This is a genomic window from Bartonella sp. CL436QHHD, from assembly GCF_042195105.1.
Lineage (GTDB): Bacteria > Pseudomonadota > Alphaproteobacteria > Rhizobiales > Rhizobiaceae > Bartonella.
Genome location: NZ_JBHINR010000032.1, coordinates 139,655 through 165,046, shown reverse-complemented (window position 1 = coordinate 165,046; position 25,392 = coordinate 139,655). Strand labels below are relative to the sequence as shown.

The window sequence follows — 25,392 nt, the reverse complement described above, 5'->3', positions numbered from 1 at the left end:
ATATGGGACGCAATAAAACATTTATAATAAGCTAAATAAATATGTTAAGAAAAAAAGAATGAGGCTGTTCGTGTTATACAACAGTGCAGAATTTTATGAAAATATAAGGGGGGGGTGACGTTATGTATCGCAGAGTGTTATTTGATGTGATAAAACGCGTAAAATGTGCAAAGTAATTATATTTACCTTTCTTATTTTTATATTATTTAAAGCGTAGTAGATGCAAAGTGTATTATAAGGTATCTGATTTTATGGTATACCAGACAAGAATTTTGTTAAAATCAGGGACTGTGCGCTGTGTCTTTATAGGCTTGTGTTTTTCTTTTTCTTTTCCACAGCCTCTTGCTGCATTTGATTTTTTCGGCATTCCTCTTTTTGGTAAAAAGAAAACAAATTCTCCTTCACATTATGCCAAAAGTACAGAGAGATTTTATAAAGTTGATGTTATTGCACCGCCAGGAGCGCCATTAGAAGGTATAAAAATAGTTAAATCTGTTTCTTCTCTTGTTGCTGATAAAGAGAAAGCATCCGCTAGTTCTTCTGGTTTGCTAGCCAAGGCGCGTTCAGATTATCGAGCAATTCTTTCTGCTCTTTATGCTGATGGACGCTATGGTGGTGTTATTAGTATTAAAATTAATGGCTTAGAAGTCGCTGATTTAAGTCCGGTAACTCAACTTCCAACACAATCGAATATCGTTATTACAATTAATGCTGGTCCACAATATGTTTTTAGTATTGCCAATATTGATAAAGTAGCTCCGTTTGAAAAACGTAAAGCGCATAAAATGCCCACAATTGAAGAATTGGGCTATAAAGTTGGGGCTATTGCTAAATCTGAAACCATTTTGAAAGCAGAAAAATGGGCGATAGAAGGATGGCGGCAACAAGGTTATGCTAAAGCTAAAATTATGAAGAGTGAAGTCGTGGCTGATCATGCTACATTGCGTGTTGAAGGACGGATTGTTGTTGGTCCTGGACAAAAGGCTCATTATGGTCCTTTAAGTGTGCGTAATATAAGTAAGAAACCACGTGTAGATTCAGCTTATATCGCGTGGATGACTGGATTGAAACCAGGGCAGATATACGATTCCGATGCGTTAGCTAAGGCAAATGAACGTCTTGCGCGCCTTGGTGTTTTTCGTGCTATCAATATACGTGAGGCTGATACTATTAATCTAGATGGTAGTTTACCGCTTATGCTTGTTGTACAAGAACGTAAACCGCGTCGTTTTGGTGTAGGCGGTAGCTATTCAACATTAGATGGTGCTGGTTTTGAGACTTATTGGATGCATAACAATCTTTTGGGTCATGCAGAGACTCTTAAAATTGAAACAAAAATAAGTGGTGTTGGTAGCAATAAAAAGCAATCATATAATTTTAAAAATTTTGATTATCTTTTCGGTGGCACGTTTATAAAGCCTGGTGTACTCACGCCAGATACAGATCTCAGGTCAGAATTAAAAATACAACAAGATGTTTTAGAAAATTATACGACAAAAGCCATCAAAGGAAAATTAGGTATTACGCATATTTTCAATGGTAATCTATCGGGACAGGCTGCTGTAGAAGTTTCAAATGGTTATTCACGTGATATCTATTTTGGGAGCCGTAATTTTACAACAATCGGTTTCCCTAGCGGCTTGATTTACGATAGTCGTAATAATAAGTTTAATGCAACAAAAGGTTTATATGGTGAAGTTTTCATTGAGCCTTTTTATGAGATGCGTTTTAGCAACTTTGTTGCAAAAGTAACAGCAGAAGGTCGTTCTTATTGGGCGTTGGATGAAGGGGATCGTTTTGTTGTTGCTGCGCGGGCAAAGCTTGGTACAATTCTTGGGAATGATACAGCACAAGTACCCGCAAATACGCTTTTTTTTGCTGGTGGTGGGGGCTCTGTTCGTGGTTATGCTTACCGTAATATTGGTATCAAAATAGAAAATGATGCGGTTGTTGGTGGACGGGCGCTTATTGAGGGATCGGCAGAATTGCGTGTTTCTTTAAATGATAAAATAGGGGTTGTCGGTTTTCTTGATGGAGGTTTAGTAGGGGAAAAGGCGAATTTTGATTTTTCTCAAAAAATTAAATGGGGAGCCGGTATAGGAGGACGTTATATGACGGGTCTTGGTCCTTTACGCGTTGATTTAGCCTTTCCTTTAAAGAGAGAGAAGGGTGACCCTCGCATTGGTTTTTATGTGGGTATAGGGCAAGCATTTTAATGAAAAAAGGTGTACGTTTATCAGCTTTCTTCTTTGTATTTTTGTTTTTTGGGGTGGGTGGTTTTGTTTTTGCGCAAAGAGGAGACATTCTTCCCTCTAGCGAAATGAAAACAGATGATCGCTCATGGTTTGTTTCTTTAATTGAACGAAAGCTTTCAGCGCCTAATCGTCAAGTTCGTTTACACAATATGCAAGGGACACTGTCTTCTCAAACATCAATTGATACTATTACTGTCAGTGATAAAAAAGGGGTTTGGCTTAAAATTACCAATGCTAAAATGGATTGGAATCGTCTAGCATTGCTGAGTGGGCGGATGGATATTAACCAGCTTTCGGCAGAACAGGTTACATTCTTACGCAAACCGCAAGGCAATTCTTCTTTTGTTTCTTCCCTTGAGACGGGTAAGTTCTCTTTACCAAAATTACCGCTTGCTCTTTCTATCAATACGCTTACTGCTCAACATGTGACATTTGAACAGAATCTTTTTGGTTTTTCTGCTGATATGTCCTTAAAAGGCAATTTCACCTTGGCTAGTGGTAATTTTGATGTCGATATAGCGGCGCATCGTTTAGATGCACCGGGTTCTTTTTCTGTTCTCACCAAGATATCTGATAGTAATCGTACAGCTCAAATTGATATTTCTGCTAACGAACCACAAAATGGTATTTTGGCAAATATTTTTAACATTGAACAATGTCCAGCATTAAATCTCGTCCTGAAAGGTGATGGTACTTTTGATGATTTGGTTATCAAACTTTCTTTAGAGTCTGATCATCATTCTATTGTAGATGGTAATGTTATTCTTGCAAGTGTTCCAGAAGGACAGAGTTTTTCTACGAAACTAGAGGGAACACTGAGCCCTTTAATACCTTCTCAATATCGTAGTCTCTTCGAATCTAATATAACATTAAAAGCAAAGGCAAGAAGAACAAAAGAAGGTGTGACACACCTTGATCAGATGGTTATTCAGAACAAAGCAATGAACGTTATAGCCAATGCTGAAATAACCGCCGATGGATTTTTGCGACGGCTTTTTGTTGATGGAAAAATGGCTCTTGATAACGAAAAGGATTCTGTTCATTTACCTATATCAGACGTGCCAAAATCTGCGAATACTCTTGCTTTGAACATTGACTATGGTCGCGAAGGTCAACAATCTTGGAGTGGGCGGTTGGTTGTAAATCATTTAAGCAATAAAAATATTTATATTCGCGATGCAATTTTTGATATGGGAGGAGTAAGCGAAAATCTTGATAATGCAGCTTCTCGTCATGTTGGTGTTCAGGTTAAAGGGACGCTTCAAGGGGTTAAAAAGATTAAGGGAGCGTTAGTAGAAAATTTAAGCCAAGCGGTTCATGTGCATTTAGATACGGATATTGTTTCGAACAAACCAATTTTGATTCATGATCTGAGTGTTACGGCTCAGGGTTTTTCTTCTTGGTTAAAAGGGACAATGGAGAATTTTGTTTTTAAAGGCGATCTCGGTTTAAAAGCTCAAACATTAACTCCTTTGGAAGTGTTCAGTAAACAATCACTTTCTGGTAGTGCAGATATTAAAGCCAAAGGAACGATCAGTTTATTGAGTGGTATTTTTGATCTCCAATTATCAGGAATGGCTGACGATATGAAAATAGGCATGCAGTCTTTTGATCGTTTATTCAAAGGAAACATCACTCTTTCAGGTGGTGTTACTCGAAATACGAGGGGTGTCATTTTTCGTCATTTTAATTTGAAAAATCAATATACAAACATAGAGGCTAATGGTTATTTTTCAGATGAAAGCGCTAAAATGGATCTATCTGCTCAAATATCTGATTTGTCCAAATTAGATCCAAAGATAAGCGGTGCGCTTACAATTCAAAGTACGGCGAGAGGGCGCAATAGCCATATAAAACTAAATACACGTGCCCATATTGCTGAAGCATTAATTGTAGGGAAGAAACTTCAAAACACAACACTTAACATAGATGCATTTGTAGATAATACAGCACCAATTACTTCTTTAACGGGGGTGGTAAAAGGTGAAGGGATTTTTGCTAAGAAACCTTTGCATTTATCGGCCTCTTTTGAAGATTCTCATAAAATTCGAAAACTTAAAAATATCGATATTAGAGGGGGAAGTGCAAAAATAACGGGTGATCTTTCTCAACAACTTGGCGGTTTTTTGAAAGGAGCGCTGCATATTGATGCCGATGATATTTCCGTACTTTCAGCGTTATTTTTGCAGGATGGTAGTGGAAAAGTAAAAGGAGATTTTATTTTTGATGAACAAAATGGCAGACAAAAAACCAATGTGAAGGCGCATGTTAACCATTTGAATTTTTCCAAGAATAAAATAAAAAAATTGGCAATAGATGCTGACATATTCGATCCTTTTGGCATGACTCAGTTTGAAGGAGTTATCAATGCAGAACATATTCAAACACCTTTGGTAATGATCAATCGTTTAAATGCTCACGCTGATAGGAATAATGGACAAACGGTTTTTACTGTCCAAGCGATGTTGCATGATACTCTCAATGCACGGCTTTCTGGTCGTTTAATGGTTGAGGAACTTCCAGAAAGTATAAAACGAGAAGTGCAAATTGAAACTGTGGACTTAAAACAACATACTTTTCATGCAACATTGCCGAAGCCATCCATAATTGCTTTTGATAAAGATGGAATGACAATCAATGAATTAGGAATTGCAATAAATGGAGGCAACATCATCTTAGCAGGGAATATTCAAGATACCCTGAATTTGCAACTTACAATGAATGCGCTTCCTGCTGCTTTAGTCAATCTGTGGAAATCCGATCTTGGAGCAGCAGGGAGTGTAACAGGGCAGGTTATGATTCGTGGTCATTTAAAAAAACCTAATATAACTTACGATATAAAAGGTGAGGGACTGACAACCGTTGCTTTTCGAGATAAAAAAATTATGCCTTTTTCTCTTTCTGCTACGGGGAACACTGTAGATCAAAATCTTACTTTGAATGCAAATTTAACAGGAGAAGGAGTACAAGCACAAGCTCAGGGGCATGTATCTCTAGAGAAAAATGCGCTTGATCTTCATATTAATTTGCAAAATTTATCTGCACGTTTGGCGAATGGTTTTATTGCAGGACAAGCGCTTGATGGGACAGTGATAGGTAAAGTTGATATTGGTGGAACAATGAAGGATCCATCTGCTCATTTTGAGCTTTCTAGTCAAAATTTAACCGCTATGACGCATAAAGGACCGATGTCAATCAATATAAATGCTCGTGGTTCTTATAAAAAATCGACATTTCATATTGAAAATATGATAGCTACTGGAGATAAAGGATTAGATCTTTCCATCCATGGGCCTGTGTCTCTTAATGGTTCAGAGGCAAAATTAAACGTTAAAGGGATAATGCCTCTTGATTTTGTTAATCTCTTATTAGCCAAGCGTGGTGCACATATAACGGGTACAGCAAGAATTGATACAGCTCTTAATGGGGCGTTATCAAAGCCACAATTGTTAGGAAATATTTCTATAGGCGACGGTAGCTTTTTTGATTCACAAACAAATGTAGGATTGAATAATATAAAGCTTGAAGGCAAATTGAAAGGTGATCATATCCTTATAGAGAAAGCTTCAGCTTCTTCGTTTGAGGGGGGGGGAATTTCTGCTTCAGGTCGTATCTCTAATAGTCTAGAGACAGATTTGATATTTCATCTTGATAATGCCAATTATAATGATGGTTCTATGATTCTGGCAACATTATCAGGTGAGATGACAATGACAGGTCATTTTTTAAATAATCTTGTTCTTGGTGGTGATATCATCGTTGAAAAAGCTGAAGTTTTTGTTCCTGATCATTTTAAAAGTGCCAAGTTTCTTGATGTTAGAAATAAGAATTTAACTAAATCGATTCAAACAACACTTGAACGTGCTGATGTTAAGAACACGAACAAAAGCAAAAGCCGTATAGTTACACAAGAATCGTCATCTGTCGTGCTATCAAATATGCGTATTACAGCACGCAATCAATTTTTTGTACGCGGAAAAGGCTTAGATGCTGAACTGGGAGGACGCATTAATCTAGCAGGTCCATTGAATGATGTGCATCCAGTTGGTGAATTTAGAATGATTCGTGGACGTTTTGATATCCTGTCGCAACGTCTTAATTTTGATCAAGGACAAGCGAGTTTTAGTGGTAATCTTAATCCTACGGTTTATTTTGTAACCAACAATAACAGTGGTGATATTCGCGTCACTGTAACTGTAAGTGGGACGGTTGATAATCTTGATATTAATTTTTCTTCACAACCAAATTTGCCTCAGGATGAGATTTTGGCTCGTTTGATTTTTAATCGCTCTCTTAATGAATTATCACCATTTCAGATTGCTCAACTTGCAGCAGCAGCGGCTGATCTTGCAGGTGCTTCTAATACATCTTTGTTGAATACTTTACGAACTAAAATTGGACTTGATGATCTTGATGTTATCGTTAATGAGAAGGGTAATACAGGCTTACGTATTGGACGTTACATACACAATAATATTTATTTGGGCTTTGAAGCAGGGTCTGATGGAACGACGAAAGGGACAATTAATTTAGATATTTCGCGTCATCTCAAAGCTAAAGGTGCCATAGGAAATGAACAAAATTCTAGTATAGGTCTCTTTTATGAAAGAGATTATTAAAGATTGAATTTTAAAAAAACAATTTCTTCGTTTTTTGTCTTTCATTTCTAAATCTGAGGAAGGAGGCATAGACTAGAAATCCTATAAAAGAAGAAGCTTTTTGTTGAGGCGTGAAGAGATATATCTGAAATATTCGATTTTTTGTTATGCTATTCTCTAAAGGGACAAAATCTTCACGAAAGATAGTATGTTATTTTGCTGCTATATATTTATTTTAGAGAAATACCTTACCTTGTTTCAAGCCCATATCGTGCTGTTGCCTAAAGAATGTAGTGTGTGCAATATATTGATTTATAAAGATAATTTATTGTTATTCAACTTGAATTAGAACTTTGAATATCGTACGAATCTCTTTCGTATTGAATCAATCAAAACCATTCGGCTTGTATGCTACAAGCGGGGAATCCTGTGTGGATAAAACTATTAAGAAATGACTAAAAATGCCTCTTATGAATCATCTCGAGAGCTAAGAGCTGTCGCAACATTAGGGACTGGCAGAATAGTGTGAATGGTGCCGGTTTATTACTCCATAAGCGTAAAGATAGAGGGGGTTAATGGATTTATCGTTATACAATTCACGAATGTTATCGCGAAATGGGCTTAGGGAAGACTTTGAGAGAGGTCTCTTTAAAACAAGTACGTGAATTTGCAACACAATGGCATTCTGTTTTTACGTGAAGGACATGATTCCATTAAAGACCGTCAAAAGCATGAGGCAAGTAGAGAATTCATAAGATATCGATTTTATTGTCAAACGCATTTAAAGCAATATTTTTTAATAATAAAAATTACCTATTATTTTAGATTTTTGTTTATTGTGTCTTGAATGAGATCACTTTTCTTATAACGAATAGCTCCCCAAACAGAATACTCCAAAATATAACATTATTGTGTTGCAAGTTTATGTACTTGTTTTAAAGGAACATTTCTCAATGTGCGCTTGAGTCTATTTCATAAGATTGCTTGTGAAATGGTATAAAGTACCTCTTATGAATGGTATAAAATCTACACTACCGTTATTAATAAAGGTATAAGTATTTGCTAAAGCTATAAGCCGGCATTATCATTCTATTTTCCAGCTTTTCATGTTGCTGACAATCTTTTCACTTGAAAGTGTAGAGGTATTTTTATTGCTTATCTTAAGAGTTTTTATGCATATACCAATATCTCTTATGACGTACAACAAGCGCTTTTGATTGATTCATCATAAATATAAAGAAAATTTGCAATAAGCAAATTACATCTTATCTTTTGCATTCAACAAAACAACGAGTAAAGTTTTCATCTAAATCCAAGAATTTTATTTTCAATAAACCATAAATTCTTTACCAATTCTTGATTGAAGTAATGCTTTTTCTTGATAACAAGTCTTTTTTTATAAATGGAGCATTACCTTCTATCCATTTTTTATTTCAAATCTTATTTAAGGATCTAGAAATTAGGAGGTATGTTTTTTGAACTGGATATTATGAAGTTTTTTATAAAACCCATTTTCTTTTGCTAGCAATTCTTTTTGAGTACCTTGTTCAATTAGTTGTCCATTTTGTATGACCACAATTTTATGAGCACGAGCAATCGTTGAAAGGCGATGAGCAATAATGATCGTTGTGCGTCCTTTAGTAAGGTGGTGAATGGCTTCATTAATTTGTGCTTCGGTGTGTGAATCGAGCGCACTTGTTGCTTCATCAAGAATCAGAATTTCACTATCGTGAATCATTGCTCTAGCGATAGCGAGTCGTTGTTTTTGCCCCCCTGAAAGATTACAGCCATTATCACCTATCTGTGTATCATAACCATTTGGCAAACTCATAATAAAGTCATGAGCATTTGCTGCTTTTGCTGCTTCGATAATTTCGTCATCACTAGCCCCTTCTTTTCCAAGCCCGATATTATATTTAACAGTTCCTTGAAAGAGAAAAGTATCCTGTCCTACATAGGCCATCAGGTTTCTCAGAGAGCGAAATGTTGTGTAGCGAATGTCTTGATCATTAATCAATATGCGTCCTTTTGTGGGGTCATAGAGGCGCATAATAAGGTTGATAAGGGTTGATTTTCCCGAACCGGATGGTCCCACCAATGCTGTCATTTTTCCGGCTTCTATTTCTAGATTGATGTCTTTCAATATCATTTTGTTATTAGTGTATGCAAAAGAAACATGTTCGAAACGAATAGTTCCTTGCGTTTTATTCAGATCTTTAGCTTCTTTATGTTCTACAACTGTAAGGGGACAATCGAGTATTTCAAACATCGTACGGATATTGACCAAGCCAGATTCAATTTTAACACGTACATTTGCTAGTCTTTTTGCGGGTTCATAAGCTAAAAGTAAAGCAACAATAAAGGACATAAATTCACCTTGAACACCTGCGCGTTGGGTTGCAAGATAACCGGAAAAACAAATAATACCTGCAATGGCAACACCCGTGAGTGTTTCCATAATTGGATTGGTAATAGCTTCGAGTGTTGCAATACCGTTTGTTTGTTTTTCAACATCACAAATGGCTTTGTCCATCCGTTTTTTCATGACTTCTTCTAGTGAAAAGGCCTTGATGATTCGAATACCAACAGCCGTTTCCTGTACGATTTTGATAATTTCACCAAGTGAAAGGAGCTCTTTTTCCATCAAGCTGCGAACGCGTTTTAAAGCCATTCGAACGCCTAAAAAAGCTAGTGGTCCTACGATTAAAGTAATGGAGATTAACACAAAGTTTTGAATGAACATGACAAGCAACAGACCACTAACGGAAAGCAAATCACGTACAAAAGTTGTGATAATAGTATCAATTATATTACGTACGGCTGTTGCATTATGAGTTACACGAACAAGAAGATCAGATGAAGTGTTATTATGATAAAAAGAGACTCCTTGTTCCATAAGTCGTGCAAAAATTTTACGCTGTTGTTCAGCAATGATACTGTTGCCTGCTTTGTTTAGAAAGTAAGTTTGGAAAAAAGTTGCAACTCCTTTGAGAATAAAGATAAAAGCAATGAAGCTAGAAATCAAAACAATCATAGGAAAATTTTGTGCATCAATAATCTGATTAACAACATCCCGCATAATCCATGCACTGGTTGCTGTGGTACAAGAAATGATGATCATTGAGAAGATAGCCGCACTGTACCAACGCATATGTTTACGAAAATTTTCTCGTAAAAGGCGGATAATAAGATGTTTGTCGAAAGAGGAAATTTGTTTTTTAGCCATGAAGTGCTTCTATATTCTCTCATTATTTTATGCAAGATTGAAACACTCTTAATTAAAAAGCCCCTTAATCTTTTTTACAAAAATAGTCTTTTCTTTCAAGGCTCATCATATCAATTTCACGACGGCGAGAGTGAAGAATGTAGTGCAAAGTTTCTGTAAAAGGTATAACGAAAATTCGTTGTTCATCATTATTTTTAGTTTTCAATAAAAGATACCGGCGGGTTTCACTATTGTATTTACCAATTTCCGTATTGTGATAGCCTTTGGCACTTGAAATGGCTCACAAAAAACATTTCTGCTTTTTTAATAATTTTTTATGTATCATCTCCATTTGTGATGTGTAAGCAAACAATTTCGCCGCATTGCATGATAAGAGTGCTTGAAATAAGAAGGCCTTACGATGTTTGAGCTTTCTCATTTAATATGCAAAATAACGAATTCTTCTTATAAATCGATCAAGCATTATTAAACTCTTAAAAGGCTTTATACACATTTATAAAACCTTAAAAGCACCACAAAAACTCTATGTGGTGCTTCTAAAAATACCATACGCCCATGCTAATGAGTTGCATGCGAATATTATTCCAATGCAAAACTATTTAGGTGCTATCACCATCATCATTTGCCGGCCTTCAAGCTTTGGCTCCAATTCGATTTTGGCAATTTCACTTGTATCTTCTTTCACACGCTGAAGAAGCTTTAATCCAAGATCTTGGTGAGCCATCTCACGACCACGAAAACGCAAAGTAATCTTTACTTTATCACCATGATCAATAAAGCGATGAACAGCCTTGAGCTTGACTCCATAATCATGGACATCAACATTTGGGCGCATCTTAATCTCTTTGATTTCGATGACTTTTTGCTTCTTACGTGTTTCAGCAGCTTTTTTTTGGGTTTGATATTTTAATTTTCCCAAATCGATGATTTTACATACGGGTGGCTCTGCATTTGGTACAATCTCAACCAAATCAAGTCCCGCATCTGCAGCCATAGCAAGAGCTTCTTGTATCGCAACAACTCCCTGATGTTGTCCCTCATCATTGATAAGCTGAACATGAGGTACCCGAATATCCTTATTTGAACGTGGTCCGTCTTTTTGGGTAGGTGTCATTTTAAACGGTTTACGAATGGTTTATGCTCCTTAAATTTTGATTCAACTACAGTTAATTTAATATACAATTATGCACCTAAAAACAACTATAATTCGTGTTATTTTCATTATTTGATTTATTACTTTTTGGAATGATTTAGATTATAAAAGTTTTCTCTTAATTTAAAGAAATTGTTTTATGGAGGATAAAGAATCATGGATCAACATATTCCTTGTCAGTTTTTTTCGTTTGAGAACACCACACTTGCAGTACGCTATCGCAAGGGGCGCCAATCTCCAGGTTTGGTTTGGCTTCCTGGCTATCAATCCGATATGTTGGGAAGTAAGGCAACGTTAGTTGATCAGTTTGCTCAGAAGAATGATTTGTCTTGTTTACGTTTTGATTATTCTGGACATGGAGAATCTGAAGGTGATTTTTTTCAAGGAACAATTTCGCGTTGGGTTAAGGAAAGTTTAGCGACTTTTGAAACCTATTGTGAGGGTCCACAAATTTTGATTGGTTCCTCTATGGGTGGGTGGATTGCACTAAGGCTTGCTATGATGCTAGCACAGAAAAATAAGAAGCTTGCTGGCATGATATTGATTGCTCCAGCGCCTGATTTTACACAAACATTGGTGGAACCCAAATTAGGCCCAGAAGAATGGAAGATTTTGGAAGAAAAAGGCTATATTGAACGACCTGCTGTTGATGATACAGAGCCAATGCCCTTTACAAAAAAATTAATTGAAGATGGGCGCAAAAATTGTGTTATGAAAGGATGCATTGATGTTGGGTGTCCAGTCCATATTCTACAAGGGATGGAAGATGAAGATATTCCCTATCAGCATACATTGACTTTACTTGATCATTTACCTCTCCATGATGTAACGTTGACACTTGTTCGTGATGCTGATCATCGCTTTTCTCGTCCACAAGATTTAGATTGCCTTGAAACAGTATTGAGATCTTTTATTAATCAGATTAATGCAAAATAAGGGGTACATTTATTGATGAAGATAAAAATATATGAGCATTTCTAAACAGCATTTTATTTTTTCTGATCGCTCTGTACCTGTACGGGTGCGGGAAAATAAGTATGCACGCCGTCTTACCTTACGTATTGATGCCAGCAGTCAAGAGATTTGTGTAACAACACCACCAGCGATAAGTCTCTGTACGATTCAAAGTTTTATTGAAAAGCATCGATCTTGGATTGAGGCACGTCTTGCTCGTTTACAAATCTCTCATGAAAATGCTTATCTCAAAGAGGGGGCAATGATTCCTTTATTAGGTGTTTCCCATACCATAAAGCATAGAGAAGGGCGTGGGGTAACAGAAATCCTTACAGCAGATGCGGAGCAAGGACCTAAAATTATTGTTTATGGTCAATTAGAATACCTCCCAAGACGCATTGCTGACGTTTTGAAAAAACAAGCAGCACTTATTATAACACCTTTGGTGGCACATTATGCCCATAAAGTAGAGCGTAAAGTCAAATCAATTTGTTATAAAGATACGAGAAGTCGTTGGGGATCTTGTTCAATAGATAAGCGTCTTTCTTTTTCTTGGCGCCTTGTTATGGCACCAAAAGAAGTTGTGGAATATGTTGTTGCTCATGAGGTTGCTCATCTTGTTGAAATGAATCACGGACCAAGATTTTGGGCTCTTTGTGAAGAGCTATGTCCTGATAGTAAAACGTACCGTGCTTGGTTGAAGGAAAATGCCCATAGATTGCAAGCAATTAATTTTGATTCATATAATTTAGAGGCGTAAAAAACTTTCAAATGAAGGCAACATTTAACGGAACTTTTTGTTGAGTGTTTTGTTGTGTGTGTGCTTGCTCATTTATAATGAGGAAGCCATTGAAGCTCTCAGCACGATTGTTCTCCCCTGCTTGGTTTGCTGAGTGTCTTCAATGTTTTTTCTTTATCTTTTTTGTAATTCAGCGTAATAACCTTAAGTTCCGATGACTTATAAAAAATGGGAAGGGACCTTATGCCTGTTCTTACAGATCCACTTCAGCTACTAAAGAGACTTATCCGTTGTCCTTCTGTTACACCTCATGAAGCGGGGGCTTTATCAACTTTGGAACAATTTTTGAAAAAAATGGGATTTCACGTCGAGCGCCCTATTTTTACGGATAAAAATACAGATAATGTTGAAAATCTTTATGCAAAAATGGGAAATGAAGGACCCCATCTTATGTTTGCGGGTCATACAGATGTCGTACCACCAGGTGCATTGGAAGATTGGACTTATTCACCTTTTGAAGCTGTCATAGATCAGGGGAAATTATATGGGCGGGGTGCTGTTGATATGAAGGGCGGAATCGCTTGTTTTATTGCGGCGCTAGCGCGAGTTCTTGAGAAACGATCCATTAAAGGAATGGTAAGTTTTTTGATTACCGGTGATGAAGAGGGACCTGCTGTTAATGGTACCGTCAAACTTCTCAAATGGGCAGAAAAAAAAGGCGAAAAATGGACTGCGGCTCTTGTGGGGGAACCAACAAGTGTAAAGACTGTTGGGGATGTCATCAAAATCGGTCGCCGCGGATCGATTTCTGGTATCATTACCGTGAAAGGTCGCCAAGGTCATGTTGCTTTTCCAGAGCGGGCTACTAATCCCTTGCCTTTGGCAAGTAAGCTTATTCAAGCATTGACACAAACTGATTTAGATAAAGGGACAGAGAATTTTCAACCCAGTAATCTAGAGCTAACAAGCATCGATACCGGTAATTTAGCGGTCAATGTTATCCCAGCGCAGACAACAGTTCATTTTAATATACGCTACAATGATCTTTGGACAAAAGAAACACTGATGAAGGAAATTGAAAAGCGTCTTGCTTTGGTGCAATCAAAAAACAATGGTGACCAATATCCCTCTTATCAGCTTGAATGGATTCCAAGTTTAGGAGATGTTTTTTTGACCAAAAATGATAAACTCATTCAAACTTTATCCAATGCTATTAAAAGTGTAACAGGGAATATACCAGAATGTTCCACTTCTGGTGGTACTTCAGATGCGCGATTTATTAAGGATTATTGCCCAGTGATTGAATTTGGCTTACCAGGGCAAACGATGCATATGGTAGATGAGTGTGTGGCCCTTGATGCAGTGGAAACTCTTACTGCTATTTATGAGCGTTTTATTATTGAATTTTTTGCATAAAGAAAAGATTTTTGGTTCAAAAATACCTTTATCTTGTTGAGCTATAAGATATTGACATTTAAGGTGTGGTGATATGAGTCTCGTAAGACTTAATATATTAAGTGGTTTTAGAGTAAGTGATGAATATTCTTAAGTTGGGATTCTTGCCTGTAGAGTTTTTAGTTAAGTGAATTACATAATTGGAAAGCCAAGAGAGACCTGCTTGAAGAAGTAGAACTGTTTAGACCATATTGGATTGAAAATATTCGTTCTTTAAAGTGTAGAAAGGAAGTCACACGCAATCATATATGGAAAACAATGAATATTATATCATCATTGTGTGATGACAGGTTGAAGCCATAAAGACACACAAAAACATGCTGCTATTGTAAAAAGTTCGTACAACATAAATGCGCTCATTCACAGCTCATGTTTTGATATGTTTTCTGCACTCTCATAAAAGGTACTTCTTGTTCCAATTAGACTCTCTTAGAATAAAGCCTATAGGAAAAGCGCTTTAAGTTTGTTTTATTTCATATATTTTGCCATGCTTTTTTTGTCCCCAAGAACTTCCGTTGCAAAATCATTACGAGATAGAAGGTGAGCTTATTTAATCAGCTTTAATCTTGGTTATGATAAAGATACACAGAATTTTTTGTAGCAGCACGTTGACTTCTTGAGCCAAGGATTGTCCTAGTATTATTCTCAATTTTTTAATAAAATAACCTTAAAGGACGCGTACAGATACTCATAAGCATTATGCATACAAGTAAGATTATATGGGATTAACGTCGTTTCGCTCGCTAACAAAGCAATCTCGATTCATATCGGGTATATTTGCCATTTGAGTGCATTATTTGTTTAATAAAGCTCGTGATTTTGCTGTGACCTATAAATCAATACCAATCATACAGCCGCGTATCTCAAATAAATATTGGTTCAGTACTTTTTGCGATAACCGCTTTTACATGCCAGAATAGGATAAAAGTATTGCGTATATCTATTTTTTATAATCTCTGAAACAGACATACAATTTCATTGAGGAAAAATATAAAGGTATAAAGGTGAAAATCAGCGTGCTTTTTTACTTTCTTTTTTATTCGGCTTTACGGTTTTCAAAAGTAAATAGAGTAAGATCTTTTTACATAATCAAAAATTGATGCATGGTTTCATGCTTATTTCTATGGTTCTTTTAATGGTGCCACGATTTCATAAAGAAAAAATACATTATCGTGTTATGCATTCACGTATTTGTTTTAGAGAAATTTTCTCAATGTTTGTCACATTTGTGCTACTACGGTGCTTATGAATGTTGTAATATAAAATCTATAATGCCTCCCCATCTTTATGTTTATGAAAAATAAAGTTAGAGCACCATACACTTTCTAGCTCAAAATATTGCAATAGCTTTTAGCACTTAAGAGTGTTCATAAGAGGCCTTTTTACTCCTTTTTTATAGTTTTTATCCACATGCTTCTCTATTTTTAAGGTGTAAGCAAATGGCGATAACTAACTTGCTATAAATAGTTTTGAAATGAGAGAAGCTCACAATATTCTAATTTCACCTTGCTATGAAAAATGATAATTATGATTAAAATAAGTATGTTGTTATAAAAACTTTAATTTGCAAGTTGGCTGATGATGTGATCAAGAACAATACGTCCTTTGGTTGTTGCTTTTAAGCGTTGGTTATCCACCATTTCTATCAATTCTTGGTGTTGTAAATCGATCAGTTTTTCCATTGGGATACGTTTAGGGCTTAAGGTTTCATAGCGTATAAGTTCTAAGCCTTCGCAAAGGCGTAATCCCATAAGGAGCATTTCATTTGCCTGTTGTTCAGTGGTTAAATGTTCCGTTTCAATACAGCCATGTCCTGTTGTTTCTACCAAATTAAGCCACTGTTCGGGATGCTTTTCATTTATTGTGACATAACGTTCGCGGTTTTCAAGGTGTGATGACAATGTTTTTGAACAGAAAGAGGAATGATTCGATGCGTGCTCAATGAAACGTCCATGTGCTCCTGGACCAAAGCCTGCATATTGGTGATAACGCCAATAAAGAAGATTGTGTGCTGATTCGGCACCGGGCATTGCATGGTTTGAGATTTCATAGGCAGGAAGTCCATGTAGTGCCGTTATTTCTTGAGTAAGATGATACAGATCTGCTGCTAGCTCTGATGGGGGAAGGATAAGTCTTCCTGCATCATGAAGCCGTTTAAAGGCGGTTCCTTCTTCGATCGTCAATTGATAAAGAGAAAGATGGTCCGCTGCTAAATCAATTGCTTGTACAAGTTCAGATTTCCATTGTTCAAGGGTTTGTTCGGGGCGGGCATAAATGAGATCAAAAGATAAACGTGGAAAAATTTGCCGTGCTAAAGCAATGGCACAAAGAGCTTGTTCCACATTATGGAGTCGGCCAAGTTTGCGCAATGCTTTATCATTGAGCGCTTGTATCCCTAGAGATAAGCGATTAACACCTGCCGCACGGTATCCACGAAAGCGCTCTGCTTCCACACTGGATGGATTAGCTTCTAATGTAATTTCAACTTTATCATCGACTACCCATTTTTTTGCAAGTGCTTGCAATAGGGCATCGACAGTTTGCGGCTCCATAAGGGAAGGGGTTCCTCCACCAATAAAAATACTTGTAATATGGCGTGGGCCTATTTTGTGGTATTGCGTTTCTATTTCGCGCTTAAAGGCGGTGACAAAACGTGGTTGATCAACACCATGGATGCGAACATGCGAATTAAAGTCACAATAAGGACATTTAGCTGCACAAAAGGGCCAATGAATGTAAATGCCAAAAGGTTCTTTCATGAGAATGCTAAAAGGTTTTCTGCCAAAAGTTTGAAAGCACGTGCGCGATGTGAAAGAGGGGGAATATCATTACGTTTCCAGTTGTGTTTTTGCTCTGTTGACATTTCTCCAAAGGTATTTTCACATCCATCGGGTAAAAAAATAGGATCAAAACCAAAGCCTTTATCTCCCCGTGGAGGCCAAATGAACGTTCCTTCAACGCATCCACGGAAGTAATCTGCATGAGCATCAGGCCATGCAATGCAAATGACGGATATAAAACGGCATTTCCGTTGACTTTTTTCTCGTGCTCCGACTTTTTGGAGTTCATTTTCTATTTTTTTCATAGCTTTTGGAAAATTACGTGTACCATCGGCTTGAATTGCCCAATCAGCGGTATAAACGCCTGGCGCACCCTCCAATGCATCTACCTCTAAGCCTGAATCATCAGATAGGGCAGGAAGTCCTGTTTTTTTTGCTGCTGAAAAAGCTTTAATATAAGCATTTTCTTCAAATGTTTTTCCCGTTTCTTTTGGTTCTGGCAAGCCCAGTTCTTTTGCCGATTGTATTATTAAACCGAAAGGCGTAATTAAAGTAGTGATTTCATGCAATTTTCCGGTGTTATGTGTAGCAATGACAAGTTTTTTATCTGCTATGCTTCTCATATAGATTTCTCCAAAAATGAAAGGGGAATTATTTTTGTGCTAAAAACCGACTTTAATGCTCATACACACACATTTTACATGATATGATTATTTTACACGTTTAATGATATTTTATTCCAATAAAATTTTTTATCTTGTATGAAGATAACCTTGCAAAGATATGAAAGACATGTCTTTATTTATGATAGCATTTTTATGGTAAATTTCCAATTTCCTGCTTGCTCTAAAGGGTGAAATTTTCTATCTACAGCGGTTTTTAATCAATCTAGATTCTCTTGATAAGTCCCTACAGCAGACCACTTTACAGATCAACTCTTATCTTAAATATTTCTCACACACTCTAACAAAAAATATTTCCTGCGTAATTTATCAAGCATCACTCTGAAAGGTAGCATTTTACAGCTCAATAGGATAATATATTTTTATACTACTTTAGACTATTTGACCAAACCTTGACAAAACTTATATAAGAGATGAGGATTTTAAAAGTAGTGAAACAATTGTGATGAAGCACAAAACTATTGATAATGAACTAAAATATCTTGATGAACGTTCGCGTGATATTTTTCGCCATATTGTTGAAGCTTATCTTAATGATGGTGAACCTGTAGGGTCACGTAATCTTTCGCGGCTTTTACAACAGACATTATCGCCTGCGACGATTCGCAATGTGATGAGTGATCTTGAACATCTCGGTTTGATTTATGCACCACATGTTTCTGCGGGTCGAATGCCGACACAATCAGGTTTACGCTTTTTTGTTGATGCATTTATGGAAGCGGGTGATTTGCCAAACGAAGAGCGAGAAAATATTGAAATGCAAGTCAAAGAGGCTGGTCATGCACAATCGGTTGAACATTTTCTTGTTCAAGCAAGCCGAGTTCTTTCAGATCTTTCACGTGGGGCAGGGCTTGTTTTAGCAACAAAACAAGAAGGAACATTGAAACATATTGAATTTGTGCGCCTTGATAGGGAGCACGCTCTTGCCGTTTTGGTGACTCAACAAGGTGAAGTTGAAAATCGTATTGTTCATTTACCAGAAGGGGTTACCCATGCACAATTGACGGAAGCAACGAATTTTCTCAATGCCCATATTCAAGGGCGTACATTGAGTGAAGCTAAAGGGGAAATTGCCCGCTTATGCGCAGAAACAAGGGCCGCACTTGATGATTTATCACATCATCTTGTTGAAACGGGATTAGCTCTTTGGGGAGGAGAAGATGCTGATCATAAAATACACCTCATTGTTCGCGGGCGTAGCAATTTACTTGAAGATGTAAAAGCAGAAGAAGATTTAGAACGGTTACGCCATTTGTTTGATGATCTTGAAACGCGCGAGAGTATGGCACAGCTTCTCGATTTAACGGATGAAGGTTCTGGGGTTAGAATTTTTATTGGTTCAGAAAATAAATTATTTTCTCTTTCTGGTTCTTCTTTAGTTGTAGCACCTTATCGAGATTCACAACAAAGAGTCATTGGTGCTTTAGGTGTTATTGGTCCTACACGGCTTAATTATGCAAGGATTGTGCCCATGGTTGATTATACAGCTCAACTTGTGTCACAGTTATTGCGTTAAAACGATGCAAGTAAGTATTTGTACTATAAAAGCTCATTGTATTATATACATCGCTACCCCTTGATTTTTGTCTGTAGAATTTCGATATCGAGAATAACGAATCTTATGAAGGAATAAAATTTTTATGTCTGATGAAAAAAACAAATTTACTGACGCTTCATTTGAAAATTGTGATTTAAAAAATCCAGCTGATCGTAATACACTTAAACAGGCAGCCGATGAATTTTTAAAAACACATAAAACAGAGGAACACGAAGTCGTTGAAACAGAAAGCAATGAGGTTAGTGATCTTTTAGCGTCTTTGCAGGATGAAAATAAAGAACTGAAAGATCAGCTTTTACGTCTTGTTGCAGATATGGAAAATCTTCGACGCCGTACTATGCGAGATGTGGCGGATGCAAGAGCTTATTCCATTGCTAATTTTGCACGGGATATGTTATCGGTTTCTGACAATCTCAATCGTGCTTTGGAAGCTATTCCAGAAGGTGCACGGGAGAGTGATGCTGGTTTGAAATCATTGGCAGAAGGCGTTGAAATGACTGAACGTGCCATGATGGCAGCATTAGAACGTCATGGGGTGCAAAAAATTCATCCAGAGGGGCAAAAATTTGATCCTCACTTTCATCAAGCGATGTTTGAAATTCCCAATGCTGATGTTCCAGATAATACTGTTCAACAAGTGGTTCAGGCAGGTTATATTATCGGGGAAAGGGTGTTACGTCCAGCTATAGTGGGTGTAGCTAAAGGAGGAGCAAAAGAAGCTTCTGTTGAAGCTGATTCGGCTTAAAACACATCAATAACAAACCTCTATCGTAAAATGCAGTATTCCCTGCAGTTTCATATATATAGGGTCTTTTCTCAAAGAGTTTTTAAAGGGTGTGACAAACACCCTTTTATTTTTGAAGTGGCCAATTTCCTTTTACAATATAGGGAGCCTTATTTAAGGGAGAGGCCGATAACAATAAAACAAAATGATCAACTTCAAAAGGAGGGACAAAAAAATCATCTTGAAAAGATAGATAAGAAGAAAGATCTTTAAGATTAATATCAAATATTCGTGCAAGAGTGATATGCGGAATAAACAGTCTTTCATCAGGCTTTAACTCTAATTTATTCCGAATATATTGCATCTTTTCATGTAAAAGAGTAAGCTTTTCACAAGGTTCAATGCGAACCACAAGAGAATGGGGAGCATTTTCTGAACCAAAAACTTCAAAACCCTTTATCTGTAGCGTAAAAGAAGGAAGTTCTATAGTGTTAAAGGTATGCATAATTTCATCTGCTGTAGAACTTTCAACTTCGCCAAAAAAAGATAAGGTGACATGAAAATTTTGCGGGTTGATCCATTGCGCTTTTGGTAAGCCATTTTGCAATGATACGAGGGCTTTTGTTGTTTGTTGAGGAATCTGGAGAGCACTAAATAGACGACCCATGATATTATCTCCTTATAATGAAAGATGCTATCCCAAGCGCAATATAGATAATAAGGGCGGGGCACGTACCACATAAAACAAGGCAATAGTATAGAAAAAGAATGTCTAAAAAATGCTTACTATAATTATGAGCGTACAAAGCTTATTCGTTTTAAGAAAATGGTTATGACATTGATAAGAATTGCGTTTTCATGATCTGTATCACAATGATGTGCAATGGAAGATTACTTGTGTATTATAAATGCTACAAAGTTAGCAGAAAATAAGAAAAGTTGATAGATTGTTGATGTGCGAAATTATTTTGACATTTATCTTTAGCCTAAAATAAAGCATATTCTAATACAAGGTGAAGAGTTCTCTTTTCTGTAAAGATTTAATTATATGATTAAGTCGGGGAATAGCCATAATACGCAAAACTATTCAAATTGGTCAAATAATGTTAGGAAAGGAAGAAAAAACCAGCATAACAAAATTACTATAAGCTTTTACATTTATGATAATTATACCAATCTATAATGGATATGAATATTGGTATAAAAGCGGGAAGAGAAATTAAAATTCAAAATAATGATGGAAAGTTCCTATTTTCTAAGAATTATCATCTTTGTTTATGATGAAAAAGCACTAGTTTTCCTCTCCAAAGTTGTTATTGATGAGCTTTTCAAGAGCATTAAGAGCATCTGTTGCTTCTGGTCCTGAAACACGAATGGTGAGGTTGCAACCGGATGAAGCCGCTAGCATCATAAGTCCCATAATTGATGATCCGCCAACAATTTTCCCGTCCTTTTCAACTTCAACAGTAACATTAAAATTGTCAACAGTTTGTACAAATTTTGCAGAAGCACGTGCATGCAACCCACGTTTATTACAGATATTGAAATGACGACTTATACATGGGAGGGTATCTTTGGAAAACATTGGTATTTTATTATCCGCTAATCATACTTGGTACATTAATATATTTACGCCCTGCTTCTTGTGCTATTCTTAACGCGTCTGATAATGAAATATCCGGACATTTGCGAATAGAAATCAGTTTAATAAGCATGGGCAAATTAACACCCGCAATCATTTCAACGCGTCCTTTTTCAATAGCAGGAATAGCTATATTTGATGGTGTTCCACCGAACACATCTGTTAATATGATGACGCCATGATCCGTATCTGTATCGGTTACTGCGGCTATAATATCACCTCGGCGCTGATCTATATCGTCATCGGGATAAACGCATATTGTTGCGAACTTTTCTTGTACTCCAACAACATGTTCCACGGCATGTAAAAATTCGACAGCCAGCTCACCGTGCGTTACAAGCACGAGTCCAATCATTTACGCAAACTCCTGTTAACTAATAAGACCCAACCATATTGGTGGGAAAGACATTGTACAAGGCTTTATCTTGCTGCCAAGAAAAATTTGCAAAAAAAAGGCAAAAATTGTGATTTTTTTATCTTTAGAAAAAAATTAGACAGATTTTTGCCATATTTTTTTAAACAAAAATGCTTCAATAGCTTGACAAATGGCGGTACAATCGGCTTCACGAAGAGAGGGAAGTTTTAAAAGAGGAATGTGCAAATTTTCAAATTGAAAAGTTTTATTTGTGGAAAAACGTTCATATTCCGGACCGAGAAAAATAACACAATCGATAATTGTGTGCTTTTCAAATTCTATCATATAAAGACCAACGCCACGAATCTCGATGCCGCCCTCTAAATTATCGGGAGTGTATCCGTGAAGCTTTCCATTTTCCGCACGCAACATTGTATAATCATCACTGATAAGCTTCGCTTCACGTTTTGACCACTCAGCGCGGTCAAGCAAAGAAAGGGTGAGGGTTGATTTTCCTGATCCCGATGGACCTATAATTAACAGCCCCTTGCCGCCTAGTTGAAGGCAATTTGCGTGGAGTATTTCACATTTTGTTTTCATGTCTTTTACTTTGGATAAAAGATTTATTTAGCAAGCGGAAGCATAATAGTAAAACGTGCACCAGTTTTACACTTCCCAAGTGTAGGATCAATAATATTTTCGGCTGTAATTGTCCCATTATGAGCTTCGATGATTTGCCGACTAATAGAAAGGCCAAGTCCAGAGTTTTGCCCAAAAGCATCTTCATTTGGTCGATCTGTATAAAAACGTTCAAAAATGCGTTCAATATTTTCTGAACGAATACCTGGGCCATTATCTTCAATGGTTAAAATAAGGGTTGAAGCATGACTTTTCATAGTAATGCAAATTTTGCCACGATTCCGAGGAATAAAAGAACGCGCATTTTCAAGAAGATTTGAAATCACTTGTCCTAAACGGAGTTCGTGTCCCAATACAAGATAGGCTTTTCCATGAGGACGTGGGACAATATTAAGGCTTATATCAATGGTTTGCGTATTACGATACACTTCCTGAACAGCATGAACAAGACTTTCCAAAAGCGGTGTCATATCAACAATCTCTGCGGTTTCTCGTGCAAGCTCTGCATCGAGCCGTGATGCATCAGAAATATCTGTAATCAACCGATCAAGGCGGCGCACATCATGTTGAATAATTTCAAGCAATTTCTCTTGTGCTTCTTCATTTTTAGCCAGAGGGAGCGTTTCAACAGCACTGCGTAGAGAGGTGAGAGGATTTTTTAATTCGTGGCTTACATCAGCAGCAAAGCGTTCAATGGCTTCAATACGCATATAAAGGGCATTGGTCATATCACGAATAGAAGTTGAAAGGTGACCAATTTCATCTTCACGCATTGAAAAATCAGGAATTTCTACACGCTGATTATTGCCATTACGCACTCGATTAGCCGAGGCAGATAATTTACTTAATGGATGGGCAATCGTATGGGCCAAAAAGAGAGAAAGAACCAAAAGTACGCTACCTACAACGGCAAAAACTTTAAAGATAACCAATCTTTCGCCTTTTACAATGTTATCAATATCGGAACCAGTGGTTGAAAGAAGAAGAGCTCCAACCACTGCGCGATAGCGTTGAACAGGAACGGCAACAGAAACAATTAATTGCCCTTGTCTGTTGCGTCTTTTTGCCGTAGCAAGAGATCCGTTTAATGCGCGGTACACTTCTGGATAAGCAATACCACTGGTTTTTGTTTGTTCTCTGTCAAGAGCAATACCTTTACCATAAAATGCGCTTGAATACCATGAAGTAAGGCGATCCCACATGTTTTGTTCTGTTTTAAGTGGGGGTAAATCATAACTAAAAACTTCTCCACTAGAATAAAGAACGCGCGAATCAAGAAGGAGAGTAGCATCACGATCATAGATACGTGCTCTTGTCGTTTTAGGTGTGATGAGACGCCGTAAAAGAGGGGCAACTTGCTCAGGGTTAATAGGAAAATCCCAAGAATCGGTTGATTGAGGGGCTGGTGTAACGCTTTCACCAGTCTGTAACTCTAAGAGTTTTTGGGGATCAATGAGGATAGAATTTGTATCTACTGTTGCAGAAGCAGCAATAGCCCCAGCAATAATTTTTCCTTGGGTACATAAACTTTTAATTTTTGCTTCAATTAAACCATCGCGAAATTGGTTAAGGTATAAAATGCCTGTAACTAAAACGGCAAGGGCAGCAATGTTTAATATAACAATGCGACGTGTAAGGCTGGAAAAAAGCAATTGTCTAAAGAGACGTTGTATTCGAAGATGCAAACGAGAAAACATAAGAAATGGCGTTGAGGATGTACCATTAACGGTTGTTTTTTGTAAAGTTTCCAGTTGAGAATTGTCTGTCATCGATTTGATTGCCGTTCAAATTTTTGCGACAAAGTAGTTTTATACCTCGTGGAAACGATAACCTACACCATAAAGTGTTTCAATCATTGCAAAATCATCATCCACTTGTTTAAACTTTTTACGCAGACGTTTAATGTGACTATCAATGGTGCGATCATCTACGTAGACTTGATCACTATAGGCAGCATCCATTAAAGCATCACGACTTTTTACAACTCCTGGTCTTTGTGCTAAGGTTTGCAGAATCAAAAATTCCGTAACGGTTAAAATAACAGGTTTATCTTTCCATGTACAGGTATGGCGTTCTTGATCCATCACAAGATCTCCACGTTTGAGAGAAGAGGTGGAAGAAGTTCCTGTAGAAAGCGGTTGGTTACGTGCATTAGAACGGCGCAAAATAGCTTTCACGCGTTCAATAAGAAGACGTTGGGAGAAAGGTTTAGTAATAAAATCATCAGCTCCCATTTTGAGACCAAATAATTCATCAATTTCATCATCTTTAGAGGTGAGAAAAATAACTGGAAGATCAGATTTTTGACGCAAACGACGCAAAAGTTCCATCCCATCCATTCGGGGCATTTTAATATCAAAAATAGCTAAGTGTGGAGGGTGAAGTGTGAGACCCTTGAGTGCAGATGCTCCATCTGTATAGCTTTCAACCCGATATCCTTCTGTCTCAAGCGCAAAAGATAAAGATGTCAAAATATTGCGATCATCATCAACAAGTACAATCGTTTGTGTGATTGTTGGTGTATCTTTCATGGTTTCTTAGACCTTTCTATTGCTGTGGTAGCAAATTACCCACACTTATTTATATGGGAGTTCATATTTTTTTTGCAAAACAAATATGATACAAATTGTA

At 37.0% G+C, this 25,392-nt stretch carries 17 protein-coding genes; 7 read left to right on the top strand and 10 right to left on the bottom strand.

All coding sequences use genetic code 11. The features are described 5' to 3' along the window. Window positions 1-251 precede the first annotated feature (251 nt). Window positions 252-2,216, top strand: coding sequence for an autotransporter assembly complex family protein (locus ACFIKN_RS04530; RefSeq protein ID WP_375657975.1), 1,965 nt, complete (start codon window positions 252-254; stop codon window positions 2,214-2,216). After that, window positions 2,216-6,874: a translocation/assembly module TamB domain-containing protein gene (locus ACFIKN_RS04525; RefSeq protein WP_375657974.1), complete on the top strand. Its 4,659-nt coding sequence runs from the start codon at window positions 2,216-2,218 to the stop codon at window positions 6,872-6,874. The genes ACFIKN_RS04530 and ACFIKN_RS04525 overlap by 1 nt, the downstream gene beginning before the upstream one ends. Window positions 6,875-8,312: 1,438 nt before the next feature. On the opposite strand, the gene ACFIKN_RS04520 is transcribed toward ACFIKN_RS04525, so the two are convergent. Together ACFIKN_RS04520 and infC are read right to left on the bottom strand one after the other, a co-directional pair. Continuing rightward, on the bottom strand, window positions 8,313-10,079 hold the full coding sequence (locus ACFIKN_RS04520; protein WP_375657973.1) for an ABC transporter ATP-binding protein: 1,767 nt from the start codon (window positions 10,077-10,079) through the stop codon (window positions 8,313-8,315). Window positions 10,080-10,674: 595 nt separating this feature from the next. After that, window positions 10,675-11,193 carry a translation initiation factor IF-3 gene (infC, locus tag ACFIKN_RS04515; protein ID WP_273790218.1) on the bottom strand — a complete coding sequence of 173 codons (519 nt, stop codon included), beginning with the start codon at window positions 11,191-11,193 and terminating at the stop codon, window positions 10,675-10,677. A gap of 195 nt (window positions 11,194-11,388) precedes the next feature. Between infC and ACFIKN_RS04510 the strand changes: the two genes are divergently transcribed. The 3 genes from ACFIKN_RS04510 to dapE all read left to right on the top strand — a co-directional run bounded on the left by ACFIKN_RS04510 (window position 11,389) and on the right by dapE (window position 14,341). Beyond that, window positions 11,389-12,168 carry an alpha/beta hydrolase gene (locus ACFIKN_RS04510; RefSeq protein ID WP_375630579.1) on the top strand — a complete coding sequence of 260 codons (780 nt, stop codon included), beginning with the start codon at window positions 11,389-11,391 and terminating at the stop codon, window positions 12,166-12,168. Between the two features lie 31 nt (window positions 12,169-12,199). Then, a complete protein-coding gene (locus tag ACFIKN_RS04505; RefSeq protein WP_273790220.1) occupies window positions 12,200-12,946 on the top strand; it encodes a M48 family metallopeptidase in 747 nt (248 codons plus the stop codon). Window positions 12,947-13,168: 222 nt separating this feature from the next. Then, window positions 13,169-14,341 carry a succinyl-diaminopimelate desuccinylase gene (gene dapE / locus ACFIKN_RS04500; RefSeq protein WP_375637237.1) on the top strand — a complete coding sequence of 391 codons (1,173 nt, stop codon included), beginning with the start codon at window positions 13,169-13,171 and terminating at the stop codon, window positions 14,339-14,341. 1,598 nt (window positions 14,342-15,939) lie between these two features. Here dapE and hemW read toward each other — a convergent pair. Together hemW and rdgB are read right to left on the bottom strand one after the other, a co-directional pair. Then, entirely contained in the window at window positions 15,940-17,139 is a 1,200-nt protein-coding gene (gene hemW, locus ACFIKN_RS04495) for a radical SAM family heme chaperone HemW (protein WP_375630575.1), read from the bottom strand. Next, window positions 17,136-17,783 (bottom strand): RdgB/HAM1 family non-canonical purine NTP pyrophosphatase, encoded by a 648-nt coding sequence (rdgB, locus tag ACFIKN_RS04490; RefSeq protein WP_273790223.1) that lies wholly within the window; start codon window positions 17,781-17,783, stop codon window positions 17,136-17,138. Before rdgB ends, hemW begins: the two co-directional genes overlap by 4 nt. Window positions 17,784-18,288: 505 nt before the next feature. Between rdgB and hrcA the strand changes: the two genes are divergently transcribed. Both hrcA and grpE read left to right on the top strand, forming a co-directional pair. After that, a complete protein-coding gene (hrcA, locus tag ACFIKN_RS04485) occupies window positions 18,289-19,359 on the top strand; it encodes a heat-inducible transcriptional repressor HrcA (protein ID WP_273790224.1) in 1,071 nt (356 codons plus the stop codon). Window positions 19,360-19,483: 124 nt separating this feature from the next. Beyond that, window positions 19,484-20,146, top strand: coding sequence for a nucleotide exchange factor GrpE (gene grpE / locus ACFIKN_RS04480; RefSeq protein ID WP_375611384.1), 663 nt, complete (start codon window positions 19,484-19,486; stop codon window positions 20,144-20,146). 106 nt (window positions 20,147-20,252) lie between these two features. Here grpE and thpR read toward each other — a convergent pair whose 3' ends face one another. From thpR to ACFIKN_RS04450, 6 genes are all read right to left on the bottom strand, one after another. Then, a complete protein-coding gene (thpR, locus tag ACFIKN_RS04475; RefSeq protein WP_375637228.1) occupies window positions 20,253-20,792 on the bottom strand; it encodes an RNA 2',3'-cyclic phosphodiesterase in 540 nt (179 codons plus the stop codon). Window positions 20,793-21,416: 624 nt separating this feature from the next. Then, complete coding sequence (locus ACFIKN_RS04470; RefSeq protein ID WP_012754483.1) at window positions 21,417-21,710, bottom strand: HPr family phosphocarrier protein; 294 nt, start codon at window positions 21,708-21,710, stop codon at window positions 21,417-21,419. Window positions 21,711-21,720: 10 nt separating this feature from the next. After that, window positions 21,721-22,122, bottom strand: a complete 402-nt coding sequence (locus ACFIKN_RS04465; RefSeq protein WP_273790227.1) for a PTS sugar transporter subunit IIA — start codon at window positions 22,120-22,122, stop codon at window positions 21,721-21,723. A 135-nt stretch (window positions 22,123-22,257) separates the two neighbouring features. Beyond that, the gene (locus ACFIKN_RS04460) at window positions 22,258-22,722 is read right to left on the bottom strand and encodes an HPr kinase/phosphatase C-terminal domain-containing protein (RefSeq protein WP_273790228.1); all 465 of its coding nucleotides are present in this window, start codon (window positions 22,720-22,722) and stop codon (window positions 22,258-22,260) included. Between the two features lie 23 nt (window positions 22,723-22,745). After that, a complete protein-coding gene (locus tag ACFIKN_RS04455) occupies window positions 22,746-24,530 on the bottom strand; it encodes a sensor histidine kinase (RefSeq protein WP_273790229.1) in 1,785 nt (594 codons plus the stop codon). A 39-nt stretch (window positions 24,531-24,569) separates the two neighbouring features. Further along, the gene (locus ACFIKN_RS04450; RefSeq protein WP_005774392.1) at window positions 24,570-25,292 is read right to left on the bottom strand and encodes a response regulator transcription factor; all 723 of its coding nucleotides are present in this window, start codon (window positions 25,290-25,292) and stop codon (window positions 24,570-24,572) included. Between the last annotated feature and the right edge of the window lie 100 nt (window positions 25,293-25,392).